Origin of the sequence: Campylobacter cuniculorum DSM 23162 = LMG 24588, assembly GCF_002104335.1 — a bacterium.
Taxonomy (GTDB): domain Bacteria; phylum Campylobacterota; class Campylobacteria; order Campylobacterales; family Campylobacteraceae; genus Campylobacter_D; species Campylobacter_D cuniculorum.
Genome location: NZ_CP020867.1, coordinates 580646 through 600705, shown reverse-complemented (window position 1 = coordinate 600705; position 20060 = coordinate 580646). Strand labels below are relative to the sequence as shown.

Here is a 20060-nt window from a genome sequence, read left to right as displayed (position 1 = left end):
ATGAATAAAAATCTTTGTAGAGATAAATAAGATTCGTAAGAAAGCTAAATATAAAACGTCTTAACACAAAAAATTTGCAAGGGTGTTAAAACTTAGAATTTATTAAGCAAGAAAAAATATTTGAGCGTATTTGAGAATTCTTATTTTTTGATGACTTAAGAAAATGTAAAAATTGTTAATGTAAAAGCTAAAAATTGATTTAAAGATAATAACGACGAAAATTATATTGAGGAATGGTTTAAAATTTGAAAAACAAAATATTTTCTAAGAAGATGTGATGCACATAAACTACTATTTTAGCAAAAGTGTTAAAAAAATGGAACACACTTTCTAATTTTTAAAATAAATGTTTTCAGCACAGCCCATAATATCAGCTATTGCTGTGGCTGTTAAATCGATTACTTCTAATATGTCTTTAAAATATCTTGATTTATAAATCCGCATACCGCTAGTTTTAGTTCAAGCATATGTTTTTATCCCGGGCTTAATTTATCTCCAACACAGCGTAAAAAACTTTCCACACCCTTTTTATCCGCCATATAAACCTCCTTATTAGAGCTTTATTGTGTAAGTTTTATTTTTAAACACCTCTTGCATAGAAAGAAATAAAATTGTAATTAAAAGAAATAAAACACTAAGACTACTCTATAAAAGATAATAATCATAAAAAAAATTTTACGCAGATAATATTAAATTATGTGTTAAAAAATTTAATCAATACAAATCAAAAAAATTCTCAACCTCTTTTAAAGCATTATCGTTTTTAATACTGAATTTAATCTCTATCCTACGACTTAATTCTTTATCCTCACTCCCATTTTTAAGCACAGGGTTTGAAAAAGAACGGCCGCTTGCCATTAAAAATTTTTGAAGTCTTGGGTCTTTATAAAAAGTATAGATAAAATTCATCACCTCATAGGCTCTTTTTTGTGATAAATCAAGATTGTAAATATAAGAACCATCGCTATCTGTATGTCCTTCGATAATGATATTTTCTATATTTTTACTTATATTTTCATCATCAAGCACAGCAGTAAAATATTGAGTTAAAATATTTCTAAGATTTGCTTTGGCTTCATTTTTAAGCATATAAGAATTTTTATCAAAAAGCACTTCAGAAGGCAAAGAGATTGACCCTGTTTTTTCATTAATGCTGATATTGCTATCAAGTTTGGTCTTAAGTTCTTTACTTAAATTTTCTCGAATAAGATTTAAACCTTGCACTTTTTCTTTAGCTTCTTTAAAATTATTGCGTAATTTTTTAATTTCTTCATCTTTTTTTTCAAGCTGTCCTAACAAGATAAGAATTTGTTTGTCTTTGCTATCCAGATGAGAATTTAAATCTTTGCTTAATCTCTCATAATTTGTAATATTAGCCTCAAGTGCTGCTTTTTCAAGACTGATAAGATTTAAAGAATTTGAAGTCTGGTTTAAATCAAGTTTTAATTGACTCAAAGCTGAACTCAATTCAAATACGATAGATTCTTTATTTCTAAGCTCTTTTTTATTCTCTTCTAAATGCTCTTCTTGTTTGATTAAATTTTCTTTTATGACCTCTAAATCATTTTGAGAAAACACGTATTTTACGACGATAGCTCCTATTAAAAGAATAAAAACAAAAAGCAAACCCGCCATCAAGTCTGCATAAGCCACCCAAAAATTGCTGTCTTCTTTTACATCATTTTTCATTGATTTTCTTTAGTTTGAGAGTTTTCTTTGTCCTCGTTTTTTTCATTTTCTTTATTTTGGTCATTTAAATCGGTTTCATCTTGCATTTGTAATTTCGCATCAGTATTGTTTTGTGCATCTTGTTTGATTGCTTGACTTAAACCGCTATTTTCAAGCTTCATCAATGTTTGATTTGTTTCATCATCTAAGGCTTGAATTTCTTTTTTAAGTCCGTCCATCATTTCTATTTTATCATCGATATTTCTTTCTTCTTCATAAATTTCTTTAAATTGTTGCATTCCCTCAAAAAGACTCGTTTTAAAACCATTGAATATTTTTTCCTGATTTTCAAGCATAAATTTTTCGTAGAGTTCAAAATTCTTTTCAAATCTTTCAACCCTTTCATCAAAATTAATCAAAGTTTTATCAAAATGAGTGATTTTTTCAGTGCTGATATCTAGCAAACGATTGTATTGTTCGGACATTCTTGTATTAATATCTCTTAAATTTTGACTTAAGGTGCTAATAGCATTGAGCATTTCTCCATAAAGTTTGCCTAAATCTCTTTGATCTCTTTGAGCTTTGCTCAACTCTCCCATCGTTTGTTTAATATGCTCACTACTAATCCTAATAGCTTTTTCTTCAGTATTTAACATATCTTGAAACAGACCAAATTTACGTTCAATTGTTTTATCAAGTCCAGAAAAAAAATCATCACTGCTTACTTGTTGAAAAATCACGCCGATTTTATCAAAATGTTTTAAACTCTCATTTAAATATCTTTGATCAAGCTCTTCTTTAGTCCAAAAAAAACCGCTTGTAGCATTCTTTTGTCGATTTAAAAGTTTATTAATCTTACTTGTGCCGTATTTTTCAAAAAACATCCACCACAAAGCAAGAAAAATTCCATAAATAGAAACATAAAATGCTGTAGCAACTCCGCTTAAAAGCTCGGCAATTTCTTGCTCCAAAGCTTGTGTATCGCTTGAGTTAAAATTTGGCATAGATACAGCAATGCTTATAAAGGTTCCTAAAATTCCCATCATAGGAAAGATGGTTGCACCTATAGAAGCAAAATTTTCATTTCTTGCACCCTTGATATAGGCATAAGCAAAATCATCGAAATTTGCATTAGATTTTGTATCCTTACCGATTGTTAAAAAATTTTTCATTATATAACGTTTTAAGGCTTGTCTGAATTCATCTTTTTGTTGTTCAAAAATGCTATAAGCGTATTCTGCACTATGTCGTGAGAAAATCAAAGCTGCTAAAAAAATAATTCCTGTCATGATCACTGTGTGAATTTCAATCTTAAAATGAATGATTTTAAAATATCCAAGTAAAATAAAAACATAGAGTAAAGCTGGGATAAAAATAATTTTAAAATAAACTAAAGAACTCTTTCTTTCTTTACCTTCAGGTAAAACAAGCTCTAAAACTTCTTCAGATTTTATATCCATTGAATGACCTTAATAAATTGATTTTATTTTAAGATTTAAATCTTAAAATAAAATCAATCCAAAAACTAGCTCATTCAAGCTAGTTTTTAATTTCTATTAACGCAATTTAAATCTTCAAAAGCAATTTCAAGTCGCCTAATCATACTTTCTTCACCCGCTCTTAACCACACTCTTGGGTCGTAATATTTTTTATTAGGCTTATCTTCACCCTGCGGATTGCCAATTTGCCCTTGCAAATAGGCTCTATTTTCGAACTCATATCCTCGAACTCCGTCCCAAAATGCCCATTGAGTATCTGTATCGATATTCATCTTAATCACACCATAACTCACAGCCGCTCTTATATCGCTTAATTCGCTTCCACTTCCTCCATGAAAAACAAAATTAATAGGCTTATCTTTTGTCAGTTTAAATTTATCCTTGATATATTTTTGAGAATTTTTAAGAATTTCTGGACTTAATTTCACATTGCCGGGCTTATAGACTCCATGCACGTTACCAAAACTTGCCGCTATAGAAAATTTATCGCTGATTTTACTCAATCTTTCAAAGGCTAAAGCTACATCTTGCGGTTGAGTGTAAAGCTTAGAATTATCAATATCTGTATTATCCACTCCATCTTCTTCCCCACCTGTGCAACCAAGCTCAATTTCAAGACAAATTCCTAAAGAATCAAGTCTTTTAAGATATTCTTCGCAAGTGCTTAAATTTTCTTCTAAATTCTCCTCGCTTAAATCAAGCATATGAGAGCTAAAAAGAGCTTGAGAATGTTGAGTTTTAAATTCAGCATTCGCATCAATAAGTCCATCAATCCAAGAAAGCAGCTTTCTCGCGGCGTGATCTGTATGCAAAATCACAGGAACTCCATAAGCTTTAGCAAGCAAATGCACATGTTTTGCTCCGCTGATTGCTCCTAGAACATCGCCATTGGGGCAATTTTTTCCTGCATAAAATTTCGCCCCTCCATTAGAAAACTGGATGATTACAGGTGAATTGACCTTTTTAGCGGTTTCTAAAACTGCATTGATGGAATTTGTCCCTACAACATTAACTGCAGGGATAGCAAAGCTTTCTGTTTTAGCATATTCATAGACTTTATTAAGCTCATCACCACTAACAACACCAGCTTTAACTAAATTCAAAACACCCATTATTTGTATTCCACCTTAGAATTTTGAAACAAAGTTCTACCTTTTTCAGCCATAAGTTTTTGTAATTCTTCAAGCTTTAATCTATTTTCTATGCCTTTTTTAACTTCATCAAATTTAACTTGCTCTTTTGCTTGAGAATTTTCTTTTAAGATGATATGATAACCAAAATTTGTTTTTACAGGAATTTTTGTCATTTCTCCATTTTTAAGAGAAAACGCAGCGTCAGTAAAAGGTTTTACCATATTAGATTGATCAAACCAACCAAGCTCTCCTCCTTGAGTAGCAGAACCCGGATCGATCGATCTTTCCCTTGCAATTTCGGCAAATTTATCCTCTAAAGCCTTACCTTTTAAATTACTAAGTTGAGAGATAATATCTTTTGCCTCTTTTTCACTTTCAACTAAAATATGTCTGGCTTTAGCCCTCGCAGGTTTAACAAATTCATTTTTATTTTGCTCATAATAGGCTTTAACTTTTGAAGAATCAATTTTAATTGTGCTAAAAAGTTTTTCTTGATAAACCTTAAGCAAAACCGCATCTTTAACCTTTTCAAGCTCTTCTTTATAAAGGGAATCTTTTTCTAAATTTTGTTTTTTAGCATCTTCTAGAAATAATTGTTGTGCGATGTATTCATTGATTAAAGCCTTTTTTTGTTGCTCTGGAAGATTTTTAAAATCTTGCCCTCTAAGCACTGGTGCAAAAGCCTCATTGATTTCTGTATCACTGATATTTTTACCATTAAGAGTAGCCACTGTGGCTGCATTAAGGCTTACGCTCACAATCAAACTTGCCGCAATTAAAGAAATTTTTTTCATAGTTCTTCCTTTTGTAAAAAATATTTATTTAAGAGTTATTATATCTCAACTTAGTTTAAAGCTAATTAACTAAAATAAAAAAATGAAAAGAAATTTACAAATCAAAGAACTTTTTTTAAAACATTTTGATAGAGCTAAAACCGAGCTTAAATTCAATAATCTTTACGAACTTATCGTTTGCGTCATGCTTTCAGCTCAATGCACGGATAAAAGAGTTAATCTCATCACTCCTAAACTTTTTAAAGCTTATCCGGATATAAAATCTTTAGCAAATGCTAATTTATCAAGCTTAAAAACTTATATACAAAGTTGCTCATTTTTTAATAATAAAGCACAAAATCTCATCAAAATGGCTCAAGCCGTATGCAATGATTTTAACGAAGAAATTCCACTCGATGAAGAAAAACTAAAATCCTTAGCAGGTGTGGGACAAAAAACAGCCCATGTTGTATTAATCGAATGGTGCGGGGCAAATCTTATGGCTGTGGATACTCATGTCTTTCGTGTTTCTCATCGTTTGGGATTAAGTAAGGCTAAGACAGCTCAAGCCACTGAAGAGGATTTGATAAAAATTTTTAAAGATGAGTTGAATCATTTACATCAAGCTATGGTATTGTTTGGACGCTACACTTGTAAAGCTAAAAAACCTTTATGCAAAGAATGTTTTTTAAGCCATCTCTGTCAAAGCAAGGATAAAGAAATTGAGCTTGATTAAAATGATTCTTAAAAAGCTTAATTTTACAAAAAATCGTTTTGAAAAATTCAACAGATTTATTTTCTATGATAATGAATTTAGGTTTTTTAAGCAAAGAATCGCAAATTAAGCTTTTTTGTCATTAAGATTTCATTTTGATAAAAAATTTTAATCAAAGCTTTAAATCAATTTTATGCATCAAGTTTTTCAAATAAAGTGCCGCCAATTTGTTTATTTTCAAGCAAAAAAGTCCTTGCAACTTTGAGATCAAAACCACTGCATAAAAACATTTTTTTATTTTTACCGAGTAAAAACCGAGCTGCTTTAAGCTTTGTAATTATGCCGCCTGTTCCGTGTTCGCTTCCACCTTTTGCTTCATCTTTGAGCCATTTTTTTTTGACTTTTTCTATTTTATCAAATCTTTTAACGTTTTTAAAAGAATGAGGATTTTTATCATAAAAACCATCAATATCGCTTAAAATAACTAATAAATCTGCATTGCAATAATATGTTACCAAAGATGATAAACTATCATTGTCTCCAAAAAAATACTCTTCTGTCGCAGTAACATCGTTTTCATTGATAATAGGCAAAATTTTATAATCAAGCATTGCTTCAATAACATTTTTAACATTTTGCTTTGATTTTTTAAATTTAAAATCCTTAGGAGTGAGCAAAATTTGTCCGCTAAGTTTGCCGTATTTTGCTAAATATTCATTATAACTTGCAATCAAATAAGGCTGTCCCACAGCTGCTAAAACCTGTTTGTTAATCAACAAAGTTCTATCTAAACTTAATTTCGTATTTCCGGTAGAAGTTGCAGCTGAAGTTACGACAATCACTTCATATTTATCCATAATTTGAGCTAAAAATTCCACCAAATTTTTAAGTCTTTCATGGCTTAAAGTGTGCTTTTCACTGATAATATGAGAACCGATTTTAATGACAATTCTTTGCATTTTTACTCATTAATTTTTATAATATTTTGGCAAAATTCTAGCTAAAATTTTTATAAGTTTGCTTAAGATTTCGCTCTCTTCTATATCTAAAACAAACCATTCTTTAGCTCCTTTAAAAGGACGCGAAAGCTCATTATCTTTTAAAAGAATTTTTAATTCTTCAAAGGGCTTGACATATACTATATCATTACAAATTAAAAAAGCGGGTTGCCGATTAAGATAAATAAAATATTCTCCAAACATTTTTCTAAAACTAAAATTAAAATTAAAAGAATTCTGTTGAAGTTGTTCCATAACAAAATCTTTAAATTCTACGCTACTCGCCAATTTTTTAACCCTTAAAAACTAAATTTTTCAAATTTTATCTAAAATTTCTTAAAAATTTTAAAAATTTAGTTTTTATTTATACATATAAATTATAAGCCTGCTTTTCTCTAAAAAAACTTTCAATATATTATAAAATTTTCTCAATATTTTATTATCAATCAATTTATTATCAATCAATAAAATTGATTGATAAGCTCTTTGTTATTTTTTTAATTTTTAGCCCCCCCCCAAAAAAAATCACAAACCCACAAGCAAAAATTCTCAATTGATTTTTCACTCATTAAGATTAAAATTCTTTAAACATTGAGTCTCATTTGTGAATTTTCTTTCTCAATCAACAACACTTTTTTAAGAATTTAATCATCAATTTAATGATTATCTTATGAAATGATTATTTTATGAAATCATCATCTTAATCTTTTATATCAATTCTAAAATGATAAAAAAGATTTTTATCATTTTAAAAATACATTCTTTTATATTTATAATGATTTAAAAAACAACATTCTTTACATTCAAATCATTTTTTATTTTAATTTTTATTATTTAATATCATATCTTTTTTCAATGCTTAGAATTTAAGATTAATATTGATATTTTATTTTCATAAGAACTAAGAAAGCTTATTATAAGATTTAGAATATAAAAATATTTTAAATATCTTTTTAAATATCTTTGTTATTTTTAAATAAATATATAGAATAAAACGAGTTTCTTTTATGGCTTCTTAACAGATTTTAAGATGAAAAGCAGAGACAATGCTAAGAATTAAATCAACAAAAATAAATATTATTTTTAGAAAATATCTTGTTAGGGTTTTAATTTTGCATAAATCACTCCTGCAAGAATGCATATTGCAAAAATACCTAAGAAATATAGAGCTAACATATCATCATCACAGAAGTAAAAAAAATCAAACATTCTTATCATCTTAAGCTCTTTCTTCACATTATCAACAAGAAACTCAATGCCTTATAAAAGATTATTCATTGAAACAATGAGTCAAAGATTAAAATGATTATGTTTTAAAAGTGTCTTATTCACACAATGCATCTTTTAATCATTTTTTGATGATTTCTTGCTAAGAATGTGTTTGTTTAAAAAGCTGTGTTTTATAATGCATTCATAAAACAATGGATTATAATAAAATAAGTTTTAATTCAAAAACACTAATAAATTCTTACCATAATTTTATTAAATCTGTATTAATGAAATTTGTATTAATGAAATGTTTATTGAAGTCTGTGTTTTACACTAATAATGATAAGGCTTAGCCTTTACATCAATCTTTAAAATCCAAACAAGGACTATTGAGTTTTATTTTAAAGTGATAGTTGTGAGACTCATCACTTAAGTACTCTAGAAAGGAGGTGATCCAACCGCAGGTTCTCCTACGGTTACCTTGTTACGACTTCACCCCAGTCGCTGATTCCACTGTGGAGAGTAGCCGATTTAGCATCCCCTCTTCGAGTGAAATCAACTCCCATGGTGTGACGGGCGGTGAGTACAAGACCCGGGAACGTATTCACCGCAACATGGCTGATTTGCGATTACTAGCGATTCCGGCTTTATGCTCTCGAGTTGCAGAGAACAATCCGAACTGGGACATATTTTATAGATTTGCTCCACCTCGCGGTATTGCGTCTCATTGTATATGCCATTGTAGCACGTGTGTCGCCCTGGGCATAAGGGCCATGATGACTTGACGTCGTCCACACCTTCCTCCTCCTTACGAAGGCAGTCTATTTAGAGTGCTCAGCCGAGCTGTTAGCAACTAAATACGTGGGTTGCGCTCGTTGCGGGACTTAACCCAACATCTCACGACACGAGCTGACGACAGCCGTGCAGCACCTGTCTCTAAGTTCTAGCAAGCTAGCACCCCCATATCTCTATAGGGTTCTTAGGATATCAAGCCCAGGTAAGGTTCTTCGCGTATCCTCGAATTAAACCACATGCTCCACCGCTTGTGCGGGTCCCCGTCTATTCCTTTGAGTTTTAATCTTGCGACCGTACTCCCCAGGCGGTATGCTTAATGCGTTAGCTGCATTACTGAAATGACTAGCACTCCAACAACTAGCATACATCGTTTAGGGCGTGGACTACCAGGGTATCTAATCCTGTTTGCTCCCCACGCTTTCGCGCCTTAGCGTCAGTTAAGTTCCAGCAGATCGCCTTCGCAATGGGTATTCTTGGTGATATCTACGGATTTTACCCCTACACCACCAATTCCATCTGCCTCTCCCCCACTCTAGACTATCAGTTTCTCAAGCAGTTTAATGGTTAAGCCATTAGATTTCACAAAAGACTTGATAATCCGCCTACGCGCCCTTTACGCCCAGTGATTCCGAGTAACGCTTGCACCCTCCGTATTACCGCGGCTGCTGGCACGGAGTTAGCCGGTGCTTATTCCTTAGGTACCGTCAAAGTTCTTCCCTAAGAAAAGGAGTTTACGCTCCGAAAAGTGTCATCCTCCACGCGGCGTTGCTGCGTCAGGCTTTCGCCCATTGCGCAATATTCCCTACTGCTGCCTCCCGTAGGAGTCTGGACCGTGTCTCAGTTCCAGTGTGACTGATCATCCTCTCAGACCAGTTAAGCGTCATAGCCTTGGTAAGCCTTTACCCCACCAACTAGCTGATACTATATAGCCTCATCCTACACCGAAAAACTTTCCCTATTAAACTTAGGTTCAATAGGAGTATAGGGTATTAGCACTCATTTCTAAGTGTTATTCCCTAGTGTAGGGCAGATTAACTATACCTTACTCACCCGTGCGCCACTAATCCACTTCTAGCAAGCTAGAAGCTTCATCGTTCGACTTGCATGTATTAGGCACGCCGCCAGCGTTCACTCTGAGCCAGGATCAAACTCTCCATAAAATTTGGATTGTTTAATCTTTTTTCTCAAAATTTAAGAAAAAAATATAAAAGCTTAAAAGCTTTTTGACTCAATCGATCACTTGTTTAGATTTCAAAGATTGACTATAAGAATGAAATAACAATATCTCAATTTAAAGAACACAAGCAAAAAATCTTTTTAAAATCCTTTGCAAAAACTTTTTAAATTTAAGTGTGATTTTAATACAAGTCTAAGCTTAAGAATTTTAATTCTTTTAAAAACTCTCCCTTAGAATCAAATATTTTAATCCCTTGCTTAAAATTAAAAAAAGAAATAAAATTATAGCTAAAGAAACTTAAAGAGATATTAATTAATGAGGTTTTAAATTCTTTGCAGGGTTTTTGCATTTTTTGGGATTAAGATGAAGAACTGAAAAGGGAGGATTAAGGAATTTATGGTTATTTTTTGAATAAAAATTTTATTTTTTTTAAAAAAAGTTTTTTGATATGAAGTAAAATATTAAAAAATATAAAGCAATATTAAATTTTTAAATTAAAATTAAATGGTATTTTTTATCATAGTATTTGATGTAAAGGTTGAGGGGGATAAGGGAAAAAATTTGATTTGATAAAAAAGATTGAAATTTCTTTAACAATTTACTCATTGAGCAATTTTACAACTTGTTTTGAAAGCATCTTTTTCTCCTTTTAATAGTGAAATTATTTACTTAATAATACAAAAAATTTAAAAAAATAAAATAAATTTAAAAAAATCTTATATCCCATCATTTTCAATTCAATCTTGTTTTCAAAACTGATTAAAAAATTTATCAATACAACCATGATTCGAAATTGACAAAGTTTTTTAGAAAATTTTTTAAAATTTTCATTCAATAAAGTATCCAAAAAGTTTCCAAATTTTTTTAAACTTGCATTATTTTTTAAAAATTCGAGGAGAAAATATGAAAAAACTCATCAGTGCAGCAGTATTATTAACATCTTTACTTTATGCACAGGATTTAAAAATAGCAGGTTCAAGCACGGTTTATCCTTTTAGCACTTTTGTGGCTGAAGAATATGCTTTAATCAAAAAGGTTAAAACACCTATAGTAGAGAGCTTAGGAACGGGTGGGGGATTTAAAGTGTTTTGCGAAAATATTAGCGATGTTGCGAATGCTTCAAGAATGATGAAAGAATCAGAATTTCAAGCATGCAAACAAGCAGGAGTAACCGATATAATGGGCATTATGATAGGTTATGATGGTATAGTTTTAGCACAAAATAAAATCAATCCTCATTTAAACATCACCCTAAAAGATTTATTCTTAGCTTTAGCTAAAGAAGTGCCACAAGATGGTAAGCTTGTTCCAAATCCCTATACGCATTGGAATCAAATCAATAAGGACCTACCAAATCGTAAGATTACCATTTACGGACCTCCATCAAGCTCTGGAACAAGAGATACCTTAGAAGAGCTTGTTATGCTTAATACCTCTAAAACCTTTAAAGAATATGAAAAACCTTATAAAGATATAAGAGCTGACGCAGCTTATATACCAAGTGGAGAAAATGATAATTTAATCATTTCAAAGCTTTCAGTGGATAAAGATGCTTTTGGTCTTTTTGGATATGGCTTTTTAGTTAATAATCAAGATAAGATTAATGCAACAAAGATTGATGATATTGAGCCAAATGAGAGCAATATTTCAAATGGAAGTTACAAACTTGCTAGAAGTTTGTTTATCTATATCAATACAAAGAAAAATCCAAAGGTTTTTGATTTTGCAAAAATTTATTTAAGCGATGAGCTTGCAAAAAGTGGAGGAGAACTTGAAAAAATAGGTCTCGTGCCTTTAAGTGATGAGGATTTAAAAACTATGCAAAAACATATAGAAAATAAAACTTTACTCAATGAACAACTTATTAAGGCTGGAAAAATATTTTAATGGTAAAAGAAAAAATCATTCATTTTATTCTTTATTTGTGTGCTTTAGTGAGCGTAGTAGTGAGTTTTGCTATTATGCTCACAATTTTAATTGAGGCTTTGAAATTTTTTCAAAGAGAAAGCGTTTTTACTTTTTTATTTTCATCTCAATGGACAGCCGATGTTGCGTTTGTAGGAGCCGATGGTGAAAGTAAAGAGGGTCAATTTGGTGCTTTAGCTCTTTTTTGGGGGACTTTTTACATCTCACTCATTGCTATGATAACAGCTTTGCCTTTAGGGATAGCGTGTGCAATTTATTTGAGTGTTTTTGCAGGTAAAAAATCTAAAAATTATTTAAGGCCTGTCCTTGAAATTATAGCAGCTATTCCAACTGTGGTTTTTGGTTTTTTTGCCGCGATTGTTATAGCCCCTTTTATAGTATGGTTTTTCAGTCTTTTCGGTATAGAAGCAAGTTTTCAAAGTGCTTTGGGGGCGGGATTTATTATGGGTATTATGATAGTGCCTATTGTTGCTTCTTTGTCTTCTGATTGCATTGAAAGCGTAAGCACAAAAAGAATCAATGCTGCACTTGCTTTGGGTATGACAAAAAAAGAACTCGTTTTTGCTGTGATTTTACCTGAAAGTTTAAGTGGCATTATCGCAGCTTGTCTTTTAGGGCTTTCCCGTGCTTTAGGAGAAACGATGATTGTTGTTATGGCTGCAAGTTTAAGACCTAATTTAACTATGAATTTTTTAGAAGATATGACAACTGTTACCGTTAAAATTGTTGAAGCTTTAAGCGGAGATCAAGCTTTTGATAGCTCTTTAACTTTGAGTGCTTTTTCTCTGGGTTTTGTGCTTTTTATTTTAACTTTGATGATCAATATATTGAGTGTTTATCTCATCAATCGTTTTCATAAAAGGAAAAATTTATGACTTTATTTAAAAAAAGACAAAAAGCTTCAAAGAATTTTAAAAGATTTTGCAAATTTGCACTTTTGAGTAATTTAGTCTTTCTTTGTATTTTTTTAGGCAGTGTATTTTTCTTAGGAATTGGAGCTTTTAAGCAAAGTTATATTTTGGTTGAAAATGGTGAAAATTCTTATTATGAGCTTTTATCACGTGCAGAGCAAAGAAAGATAAGATCCGGACAAATCAAAGAAACTTCTTGGTTTCTAGCAAATTCCGAAGTTGATGCTTATATGAAAGAAAATTACAATCGATTGGACGATAAGCAAAAGGCTTTGGTGGATTTGTTGAAGCAAGAAAAAAGGATTGAGCTTAGATTTAATACAACTTTCTTTTTAAATGGAGATTCTAAATCTCCTGAAAACGCTGGAATTCTAGCGGCTATGATAGGAAGCTTACAATGCATGCTTGTATGTATGCTAGTATGTATGAGTGTAGGTATAGGTGCAGCGATTTATTTAGAAGAATTAGCTCCAAAAAATTTTATAACCCATTTGATTGTGGTGTGTATCAATAATCTCGCAAGTGTTCCTAGTATCTTGTTTGGACTTTTAGGGCTTGGAGTGTTTATAGCTTTGTTTGGTATGCCCCGCTCTTCTGCTCTTGTTGGAGGAGTGACTTTGGCTTTGATGAGTCTTCCACTCATTATAGTTTCAACTCAAGCCGCTTTAAAGAGTGTTGATGAGAATATAAAAAATGCAGCCTACGCACTTGGTATGACAAAATTCCAAATGATAAGAGCCGTCAGCCTTCCTTTAGCAATGCCTATGATACTGACAGGTTCTATACTTGCTTTAGCTCAAGCCATTGGAGAAACAGCTCCTTTGATGATTGTTGGTATGTTGGCTTTTATACCCGATGTGGCACAAAATATTTTTGAACCTACTAGCGTTTTAAGTACTCAAATTTATTCTTGGTCCTCTATGCCAGAGAGGGCTTTTTTAGAAAAGACAGCAGCGGGTATTATAGTGCTTTTATTTATGGTCTTGTTTTTAAATTTAAGTGCTATATTTTTAAGAAAATATTTTCAAGGAAGAATAAAATGATTGCAAAAACTACAAATTTAAATTTATTTTATGGAAAAAAACAGGCTTTATTTGATATTAATATGGAAATTTCTAAAAATAAAATCACCGCACTCATCGGTGCTTCAGGTTGTGGAAAATCAACATTTTTAAGATGCTTTAATCGCATGAATGACAAAATTGCTAAAATTTATGGACTCGTTGAGGTTGATGAAGAAGATGTTAAAATTCAAAATGAAACAGCTCTTAGAAAAAAGGTTGGTATGGTTTTTCAGCAACCTAATGTTTTTGTTAAAAGCATTTATGAGAATATTTCTTATGCGCCAAGACTTCATGCCATGGTTAAAAATAAACAAGAAGAGGAAAATTTGGTTGTAGATTGTCTTGAAAAAGTTGGGCTTTTTAAAGAGGTTAAGGACAAACTTAAACAAAATGCTTTAGCACTTTCAGGCGGACAACAGCAAAGGCTTTGTATTGCAAGGGCTTTAGCGATTAAGCCGACTCTTTTATTGTTAGATGAACCGACTTCGGCACTTGATCCCATTTCTTCTGGAATTATTGAGGAACTTTTAAAGGAATTAAGCCTTAATCTTTCTATGATTATGGTCACTCATAATATGCAACAAGCCAGACGCATAGCCGATTATACCGCATTTTTTCATCTGGGTGAGCTTGTGGAATTTGGACAAAGTCAAACTTTTTTTACAAATGCACAAAAAGAAAAAACCAGAGCTTATTTGAGCGGAGCTTTTGGGTGAAATTCTTTTAATCAAAATTCATTTCAATGCGATTTTTATATTTAATGTTATTTTTCTTTTGCAAAATTTTAAATCAGTTTTGCAAAAGACTAAAAATTATGATGAAATTCAAGCTCAATGATAGATTTTTAAATTTTTGCTTCATTTTTAGCAAATGAGTCAATTTTTAATATAAAAGTTGTATTTTATTTTAAATTTTTAATACCTAAAAATTTAACATCTTACAAAGCAAAATTTGAAGTTATCCTTAATGTTTTTAAAATTCTCAAAGATGATTTAAGCTTCTTTGCCATCAAGTATGGGCACAAAAAGACATTCTTCTAAAATTTCTTTTTGCAAATTCATACCATTTTTAATCAATCTTGTGATAAACTGCTTTCCATTATGCACTATAGGTGCAATTAAAATTCCACCATCACTAAGCTGGTCAATTAAAATTTCAGGAATTTGAGTCGTATAAGCTGAAAATAAAATTCTATCATAGGGAGCGTATTTTTTCCAACCATTTTGCCCATCATCAAAACGTACATTAATATTGCTAAATCCTAATTCTCTAAAAATTTGTGCCGCATTTTTCGCAAGTTTTTCTATACGCTCTATTGTAAAAACGCGTCGTATAATACGGCTTAAAATTGCAGCTTGGTATCCGCTTCCACAGCCTATTTCTAAAACACTATCTGCATCTTTGCAATTTAAAGCCATAGTCATTTTAGCAACCGTTAAAGGTGAGCTAATCCATTGAGAATTCGCTAAAGGTAACGCATCAAGACGATAAGAATGAGCCTTAAGAGGAGAGAAAATTTCTCGAGGAACTTCACAAAAAGCATTAAAAAGCTCTTCATTGATAAAAATTCTATGGGCAATTTCTTCTGCCATAGCTTCGCAACGTTTTTTCTCAAAAGAATTCATTTTTTCTCCTTAAATTGTAATTGTATCTAAAAAAAATAAATTATTTTAGATATACTATATTAAAAAGGAGAAAAAATGTTGATTGCATTTAAAGGTAAAAATCCTAAAATAGGACAAAATGTTTTCATTGCACAAGGAGCTAAAATCATCGGAGAAGTAGAAATCGGTGATGAAAGCAGTGTTTGGTTTAATTGCGTTTTAAGGGCTGATGTGAATTTCATTAAAATCGGCAAAAGAACTAATATACAAGATTTAACCACAATCCATGTTTGGCACAGAGAATTCAATGAAGATGGCTCACTCAAAGACGCAGGTTTTCCAACTTCTATAGGCGATGATGTTACTATAGGACACAATTGTGTTATCCATGCTTGCACGATTAAAGATAGGGTTTTGATTGGTATGAATGCGGTTGTAATGGATGATGCACTCATAGAAGAGGATAGCATAGTGGGTGCAGGAAGTGTAGTAACTAAGGGTAAAAAATTTCCGCCTCGCTCTTTGATTCTTGGCAATCCTGCCAAATTTGTGCGAGAATTAAAAGAAGAAGAATTAGCCTTTTTGAAAATTTCAGCTCAAAATTATGTGCATTTTAAAGATGATTTTCTTTGAGAGAATTTTTGATTTTTTCAAGTTTGTTTGAGAGTTTAATCGCGTATTTTTGTTTAGCTTTTAAAAGCTTAGGATTGAGTTTTGAAATTTGTTCTTTAGCATAATTTTGAATTTCACTTAAAGTTTTAGGCTTTTGAGTGCGTTTTCCTTCTTTAAAAACGAGACTCAAAAGCTCTTTACTCTCTAGTTTTGAGCTTAATTTTAAATTCTCATTATAAATACAAAGCTTGTCATAAAGGGCTTCATGTGAATTTTTATCATAAATTCTATAAAGTTTTTTGAAATGGGGATTGATGATTTTTTCAGGATCCTCGCTGATTTTAATTTTAGGTTTGATGATACCATTTTCTTCAATGGCAACAAGTTTATAGACACAGCCAAAAATTGGATTGTTTGAAGCGGTAATGAGCTTTTCGCCCACCCCAAAGCTGTCAATAGGTGCTTTAAGTAAGGTTTTAATGCTTGTTTCATCTAAGGAATTTGAAACAATGATTTTACATTTTTTAAAACCTGCTAAATCAAGTTTTTTTCTAATTTTTCTACTCAATTGTGCTAAATTTCCAGAATCAAGCCTCACAGCCCCCTCTTTAATCCCAAAATGTTTAAAAGCCCTCATAGCATTTTCAAGTCCTAAATCAATATTGTAAGTATCAATGAGTAAAGTAGGATTTTGTGGATAAATTTTTAGATATTCACAAAAAGCGGTGTATTCATCTTCAAACATTTGCACCCAAGAATGTGCCATAGTTCCACACAGGCTTATATCATAAAGTTTTCCTGCCAAAGTGCAAGAACTTGCTTTGCAACCACCGATAATCGCAGCCCTCGCACCATCTAAAGCCGCACCCACTCCGTGAGCTCTTCTCGCACCAAATTCAAAAACATCGCGTCCCTTTGCAGCCCTTACAATACGATTTGCCTTTGTTGCGATTAAACTTTGATGATTGATGCTTAAGAGTAAAAAAGTTTCTAAAAGTTGTGCTTCTATCGCGGTTGCTTTAATACAAAGTAAGGGTTCATTAGGAAAAATAACCTCTCCCTCGTTGAGTGCATAAATTTCTCCACTGAATTTAAATTCACTTAAAAATTGCAAAAATTCTTCACTAAAAAAATTTTGCTTTCTTAAAAAATCAATATCCTCTTTATCAAAATGTAAATTTTCTATAAAAGTTAAAATATTTTCAAGCCCTGCAAAAATTGCAAATTCCCCATCATCAGGAATTCTACGAAAAAAAATATCAAAATAGCAAATTTGATCTTTTTTTCCATTTTTAAAATATCCATGAGCCATAGTAAGCTCATAAAAATCGCAAAGTAAGGCTAAATTTTGTTTAAAAATCATCAAAACTTATACTACCTTTAGAATAATTTGTCACTTTACTTTCAAAAAAATTACTTTTTTGGTCATTGAATTTAGAAAAATCATCAACCCATTTGATAGGGTGTTTGGCATTATAAAGACGATCAAGATTAATCGCACTAAGTCTTTGATCAACCAAATAATGGATATATTCCTCAATAATATCATCGGTAAAACCCATAATTTGATTTTGCGTAATGTATTTACCCCATTTGATTTCTAATTCTCCAGCCCTATGAAACATTTCATAAATTTTATTGATATTGTCATTATGAAACAAATCCGCTCTTTCTTTACGCACAGAATTAATCATATGTTGAAACAAAAGCAAATGCGTGATTTCATCTCTTTGAATGAAGCGAATCATTTGAGCTGAACCCAGCATTTTACCAGCTCTTGCAAGGGCGTAGATTGCCGTAAAACCACTATAAAAATACACACCCTCTAAAATTTGATTTGCCACCATAGCAAGCAAAAGCTTATTATCATCCACATCATCAGCAAGCTCTTCATAAATGCTTGAAATAAAATCATTCTTTTCTCTTAAAGTCTCATCATGTTTTTCCATTTCATAAATCAAATCCGTATTATCACAAACCGCTTCGACCATTACAGCATAGGATTTAGAATGATTAGCCTCCTCATAGGCTTGTCTTGCTAAAACGGCATTGATTTCAGGTGCTGTGATATAAGGATTGATATTATCAGCAAGATTATTTGTTTGAAAACTATCCATTGAAATGAGTTGAGACCAAACAAGATCATACATCCTTTTTTCACCTGCTGTAAGATTACAGCGATAATCCAAAGCGTCTTTAGTTGTATCCACCTCTTTTGGAAACCAAGTATTTGCCTCCATAAGGTCCCAAAGTTTCAAAGCCCAAGTGTATTTAGCCTTTGTAAAATTTAAAATTCCATGGGGATTTCCTGAGAAAATTTTTCTGTTTGTTAAAGTTTCATTTGAATTCGGATTGTAAATTCTTTTTCTTTGCATTTGAACCTTTCTTTTAAACTTTTGTAACTATGCAACTCTGCGTTAAAACATCATGCAAACTTAGGGCATCTTTTCTTAGAAAACTGACAAAAAAACCGATGAGCAATCCAAAGCTCACAATAAATATTATATATCTTAAAATAATTTTAAGAAAACTTAATTTCCCACCTGTATTCACATCAATCAAATACAAATCATACGCTCTAAGACCCGGACTCTGTGCCTTTTTAACCAAAAACAAAGCTTGGATAAAACCAAAAAGAAAAGTGCAAAAGCTTGTTACGAAAGAATTGTTTAAAAAAGCTTCCTTAGAACCAAGTATGAAATAAAATAGATACAAAATCGGCACATAAATTAAAAAAACATCTACAAGCAAAGCCCTAAATCTTAACCATCTTGAGGCAATTTTTGCTTTAGTTTTCATTAATTTGTGCGACTTCCGGGTTTTACAGCCTTGCTGCCTTCTTTACAAAAAGGGCAATGCTCTTCATCATAGATTTCAAAATCAAAATTTCCTAAGGCAAATAGAGGTAAATTTTCGGGGAGTTTAGCATTGACTTTAGAATTTGTATTAAGATTCTTAACTGCACAAAAACCGCGATTTGCTAAAGCTGCAAAACCTACAACCACTGCACCTAAATCCTCTAAAACTTTGGCACTTTCTAAGGCACTTCCACCTGTGGTGATAATATCTTCACAAATTATGAATTTTTCTTTATCTTTGACCTCAAAACCTCTTCTTAAAGTCATTTTTCCATTGACTCTTTCAGTGAAAATAAATCTTTTTTTACACGCTCTTGCGAGTTCATATCCTGCAAGTATGCCCCCTAAAGCAGGAGAGCAAATGCTATCAAAATCAAGCCCATATTGTTCTATTACTAAGCTCAATTCTTTACAAAGCTTGTCGGCAAGTTGAGGATTTTCTAAAACCTTTGCACTTTGTAAATAAAATCCGGAGTGTTTGCCCGAGCTTAACAAAAAATGTCCGCTTAAATACGCCTTGCATTCTTTATAAATTGATTCTAGATTCATTCTTAAACCTTTAAAAGCTCACTTTCTTTATTTTTGACACTTTCGTCAATTTTTGTAATATAATTATCCGTAAGTTTTTGCACTTCATCGTAGGCTTTTTTGGCTTCATCTTCTGAAAGAGCTTTGTCTTTTTCAAGTTTTTTTATCGAATCATTTGCATCTTTTCTTATATTTCTTATAGAAATTTTAGCTTTTTCACCCATAGCTTTAGCTTGTTTGACATTTTCTTCTCTTTGTTCTCTTGTCATAGGAGGGAAAAAAAGTTTTACACTTTCCCCATCGTTGTTAGGATTAACTCCGATATTAGCTGCTGCGATAGCACTTTCTATCGTTTTGAGCATTGTTTTTTCCCAAGGAGTGATGCTAAGAGTTGAAGCATCATTTGCAAGTATGGTTGCAACTTGATTTAAAGGAGTTTGAGAACCATAATAATCTATAAGGATATGGTCTAAAATATGGATATTCACCTTGCCTGTTCTTAAGGTTGTAAATTCCTTTTTCAAGGCTTCAAGACTCTTTTCATTTTGACTTTTTTGTTTATTAAAAATTTCATTCAACATCGTTTTCCT

18 protein-coding genes and 1 rRNA gene are annotated in these 20060 nt (G+C 31.6%); 6 read left to right on the top strand and 13 right to left on the bottom strand.

Annotated elements, in window-relative coordinates:
* Positions 1–714 precede the first annotated feature (714 nt).
* The 4 genes from CCUN_RS03045 to CCUN_RS03030 form a co-directional block, all read right to left on the bottom strand.
* The gene (locus tag CCUN_RS03045) at positions 715–1689 is read right to left on the bottom strand and encodes an OmpA family protein (protein WP_027306305.1); all 975 of its coding nucleotides are present in this window, start codon (positions 1687–1689) and stop codon (positions 715–717) included.
* The gene (locus tag CCUN_RS03040; protein WP_027306306.1) at positions 1686–3128 is read right to left on the bottom strand and encodes a MotA/TolQ/ExbB proton channel family protein; all 1443 of its coding nucleotides are present in this window, start codon (positions 3126–3128) and stop codon (positions 1686–1688) included. Before CCUN_RS03040 ends, CCUN_RS03045 begins: the two co-directional genes overlap by 4 nt.
* An 86-nt stretch (positions 3129–3214) precedes the next feature.
* Complete coding sequence (gene fbaA, locus CCUN_RS03035; RefSeq protein ID WP_027306307.1) at positions 3215–4279, bottom strand: class II fructose-bisphosphate aldolase; 1065 nt, start codon at positions 4277–4279, stop codon at positions 3215–3217.
* Positions 4279–5094, bottom strand: coding sequence for a peptidylprolyl isomerase (locus tag CCUN_RS03030; RefSeq protein WP_027306308.1), 816 nt, complete (start codon positions 5092–5094; stop codon positions 4279–4281). Before CCUN_RS03030 ends, fbaA begins: the two co-directional genes overlap by 1 nt.
* Positions 5095–5176: 82 nt before the next feature.
* Between CCUN_RS03030 and nth the strand changes: the two genes are divergently transcribed.
* Entirely contained in the window at positions 5177–5809 is a 633-nt protein-coding gene (nth, locus tag CCUN_RS03025) for an endonuclease III (RefSeq protein ID WP_027306309.1), read from the top strand.
* 170 nt (positions 5810–5979) lie between these two features.
* Here nth and proB read toward each other — a convergent pair whose 3' ends face one another.
* From proB to CCUN_RS03010, 3 genes are all read right to left on the bottom strand, one after another.
* Complete coding sequence (gene proB, locus CCUN_RS03020; RefSeq protein ID WP_027306310.1) at positions 5980–6747, bottom strand: glutamate 5-kinase; 768 nt, start codon at positions 6745–6747, stop codon at positions 5980–5982.
* Between the two features lie 9 nt (positions 6748–6756).
* Positions 6757–7074 carry a hypothetical protein gene (locus CCUN_RS03015; protein WP_027306311.1) on the bottom strand — a complete coding sequence of 106 codons (318 nt, stop codon included), beginning with the start codon at positions 7072–7074 and terminating at the stop codon, positions 6757–6759.
* A 1363-nt stretch (positions 7075–8437) separates the two neighbouring features.
* Positions 8438–9950 (bottom strand): 16S ribosomal RNA (locus CCUN_RS03010).
* 920 nt (positions 9951–10870) lie between these two features.
* Between CCUN_RS03010 and CCUN_RS03000 the strand changes: the two genes are divergently transcribed.
* The 4 genes from CCUN_RS03000 to CCUN_RS02985 are packed head-to-tail and all read left to right on the top strand — an operon-like array spanning position 10871 to position 14584.
* Positions 10871–11854 carry a substrate-binding domain-containing protein gene (locus CCUN_RS03000; protein WP_027306313.1) on the top strand — a complete coding sequence of 328 codons (984 nt, stop codon included), beginning with the start codon at positions 10871–10873 and terminating at the stop codon, positions 11852–11854.
* Complete coding sequence (pstC, locus tag CCUN_RS02995; protein ID WP_027306314.1) at positions 11854–12768, top strand: phosphate ABC transporter permease subunit PstC; 915 nt, start codon at positions 11854–11856, stop codon at positions 12766–12768. Before CCUN_RS03000 ends, pstC begins: the two co-directional genes overlap by 1 nt.
* Entirely contained in the window at positions 12765–13847 is a 1083-nt protein-coding gene (gene pstA, locus CCUN_RS02990) for a phosphate ABC transporter permease PstA (RefSeq protein WP_027306315.1), read from the top strand. The genes pstC and pstA overlap by 4 nt, the downstream gene beginning before the upstream one ends.
* Entirely contained in the window at positions 13844–14584 is a 741-nt protein-coding gene (locus CCUN_RS02985) for a phosphate ABC transporter ATP-binding protein (protein WP_027306316.1), read from the top strand. Before pstA ends, CCUN_RS02985 begins: the two co-directional genes overlap by 4 nt.
* 276 nt (positions 14585–14860) lie before the next feature.
* On the opposite strand, the gene CCUN_RS02980 is transcribed toward CCUN_RS02985, so the two are convergent.
* On the bottom strand, positions 14861–15493 hold the full coding sequence (locus tag CCUN_RS02980) for a protein-L-isoaspartate(D-aspartate) O-methyltransferase (RefSeq protein WP_027306317.1): 633 nt from the start codon (positions 15491–15493) through the stop codon (positions 14861–14863).
* A gap of 75 nt (positions 15494–15568) precedes the next feature.
* Between CCUN_RS02980 and CCUN_RS02975 the strand changes: the two genes are divergently transcribed.
* Positions 15569–16105: a gamma carbonic anhydrase family protein gene (locus CCUN_RS02975; RefSeq protein WP_027306318.1), complete on the top strand. Its 537-nt coding sequence runs from the start codon at positions 15569–15571 to the stop codon at positions 16103–16105.
* On the opposite strand, the gene CCUN_RS02970 is transcribed toward CCUN_RS02975, so the two are convergent.
* The 5 genes from CCUN_RS02970 to frr are packed head-to-tail and all read right to left on the bottom strand — an operon-like array spanning position 16086 to position 20051.
* The gene (locus CCUN_RS02970; RefSeq protein WP_027306319.1) at positions 16086–17447 is read right to left on the bottom strand and encodes a nicotinate phosphoribosyltransferase; all 1362 of its coding nucleotides are present in this window, start codon (positions 17445–17447) and stop codon (positions 16086–16088) included. The two genes, CCUN_RS02975 and CCUN_RS02970, sit on opposite strands and share 20 nt — an antisense overlap.
* Positions 17437–18459 carry a ribonucleotide-diphosphate reductase subunit beta gene (locus CCUN_RS02965; RefSeq protein ID WP_027306320.1) on the bottom strand — a complete coding sequence of 341 codons (1023 nt, stop codon included), beginning with the start codon at positions 18457–18459 and terminating at the stop codon, positions 17437–17439. Before CCUN_RS02965 ends, CCUN_RS02970 begins: the two co-directional genes overlap by 11 nt.
* 13 nt (positions 18460–18472) lie before the next feature.
* Positions 18473–18883, bottom strand: a complete 411-nt coding sequence (locus CCUN_RS02960) for an RDD family protein (RefSeq protein ID WP_027306321.1) — start codon at positions 18881–18883, stop codon at positions 18473–18475.
* Complete coding sequence (gene pyrE, locus CCUN_RS02955) at positions 18883–19491, bottom strand: orotate phosphoribosyltransferase (RefSeq protein WP_027306322.1); 609 nt, start codon at positions 19489–19491, stop codon at positions 18883–18885. Before pyrE ends, CCUN_RS02960 begins: the two co-directional genes overlap by 1 nt.
* A 2-nt stretch (positions 19492–19493) precedes the next feature.
* Positions 19494–20051 carry a ribosome recycling factor gene (gene frr, locus CCUN_RS02950; protein ID WP_027306323.1) on the bottom strand — a complete coding sequence of 186 codons (558 nt, stop codon included), beginning with the start codon at positions 20049–20051 and terminating at the stop codon, positions 19494–19496.
* Between the last annotated feature and the right edge of the window lie 9 nt (positions 20052–20060).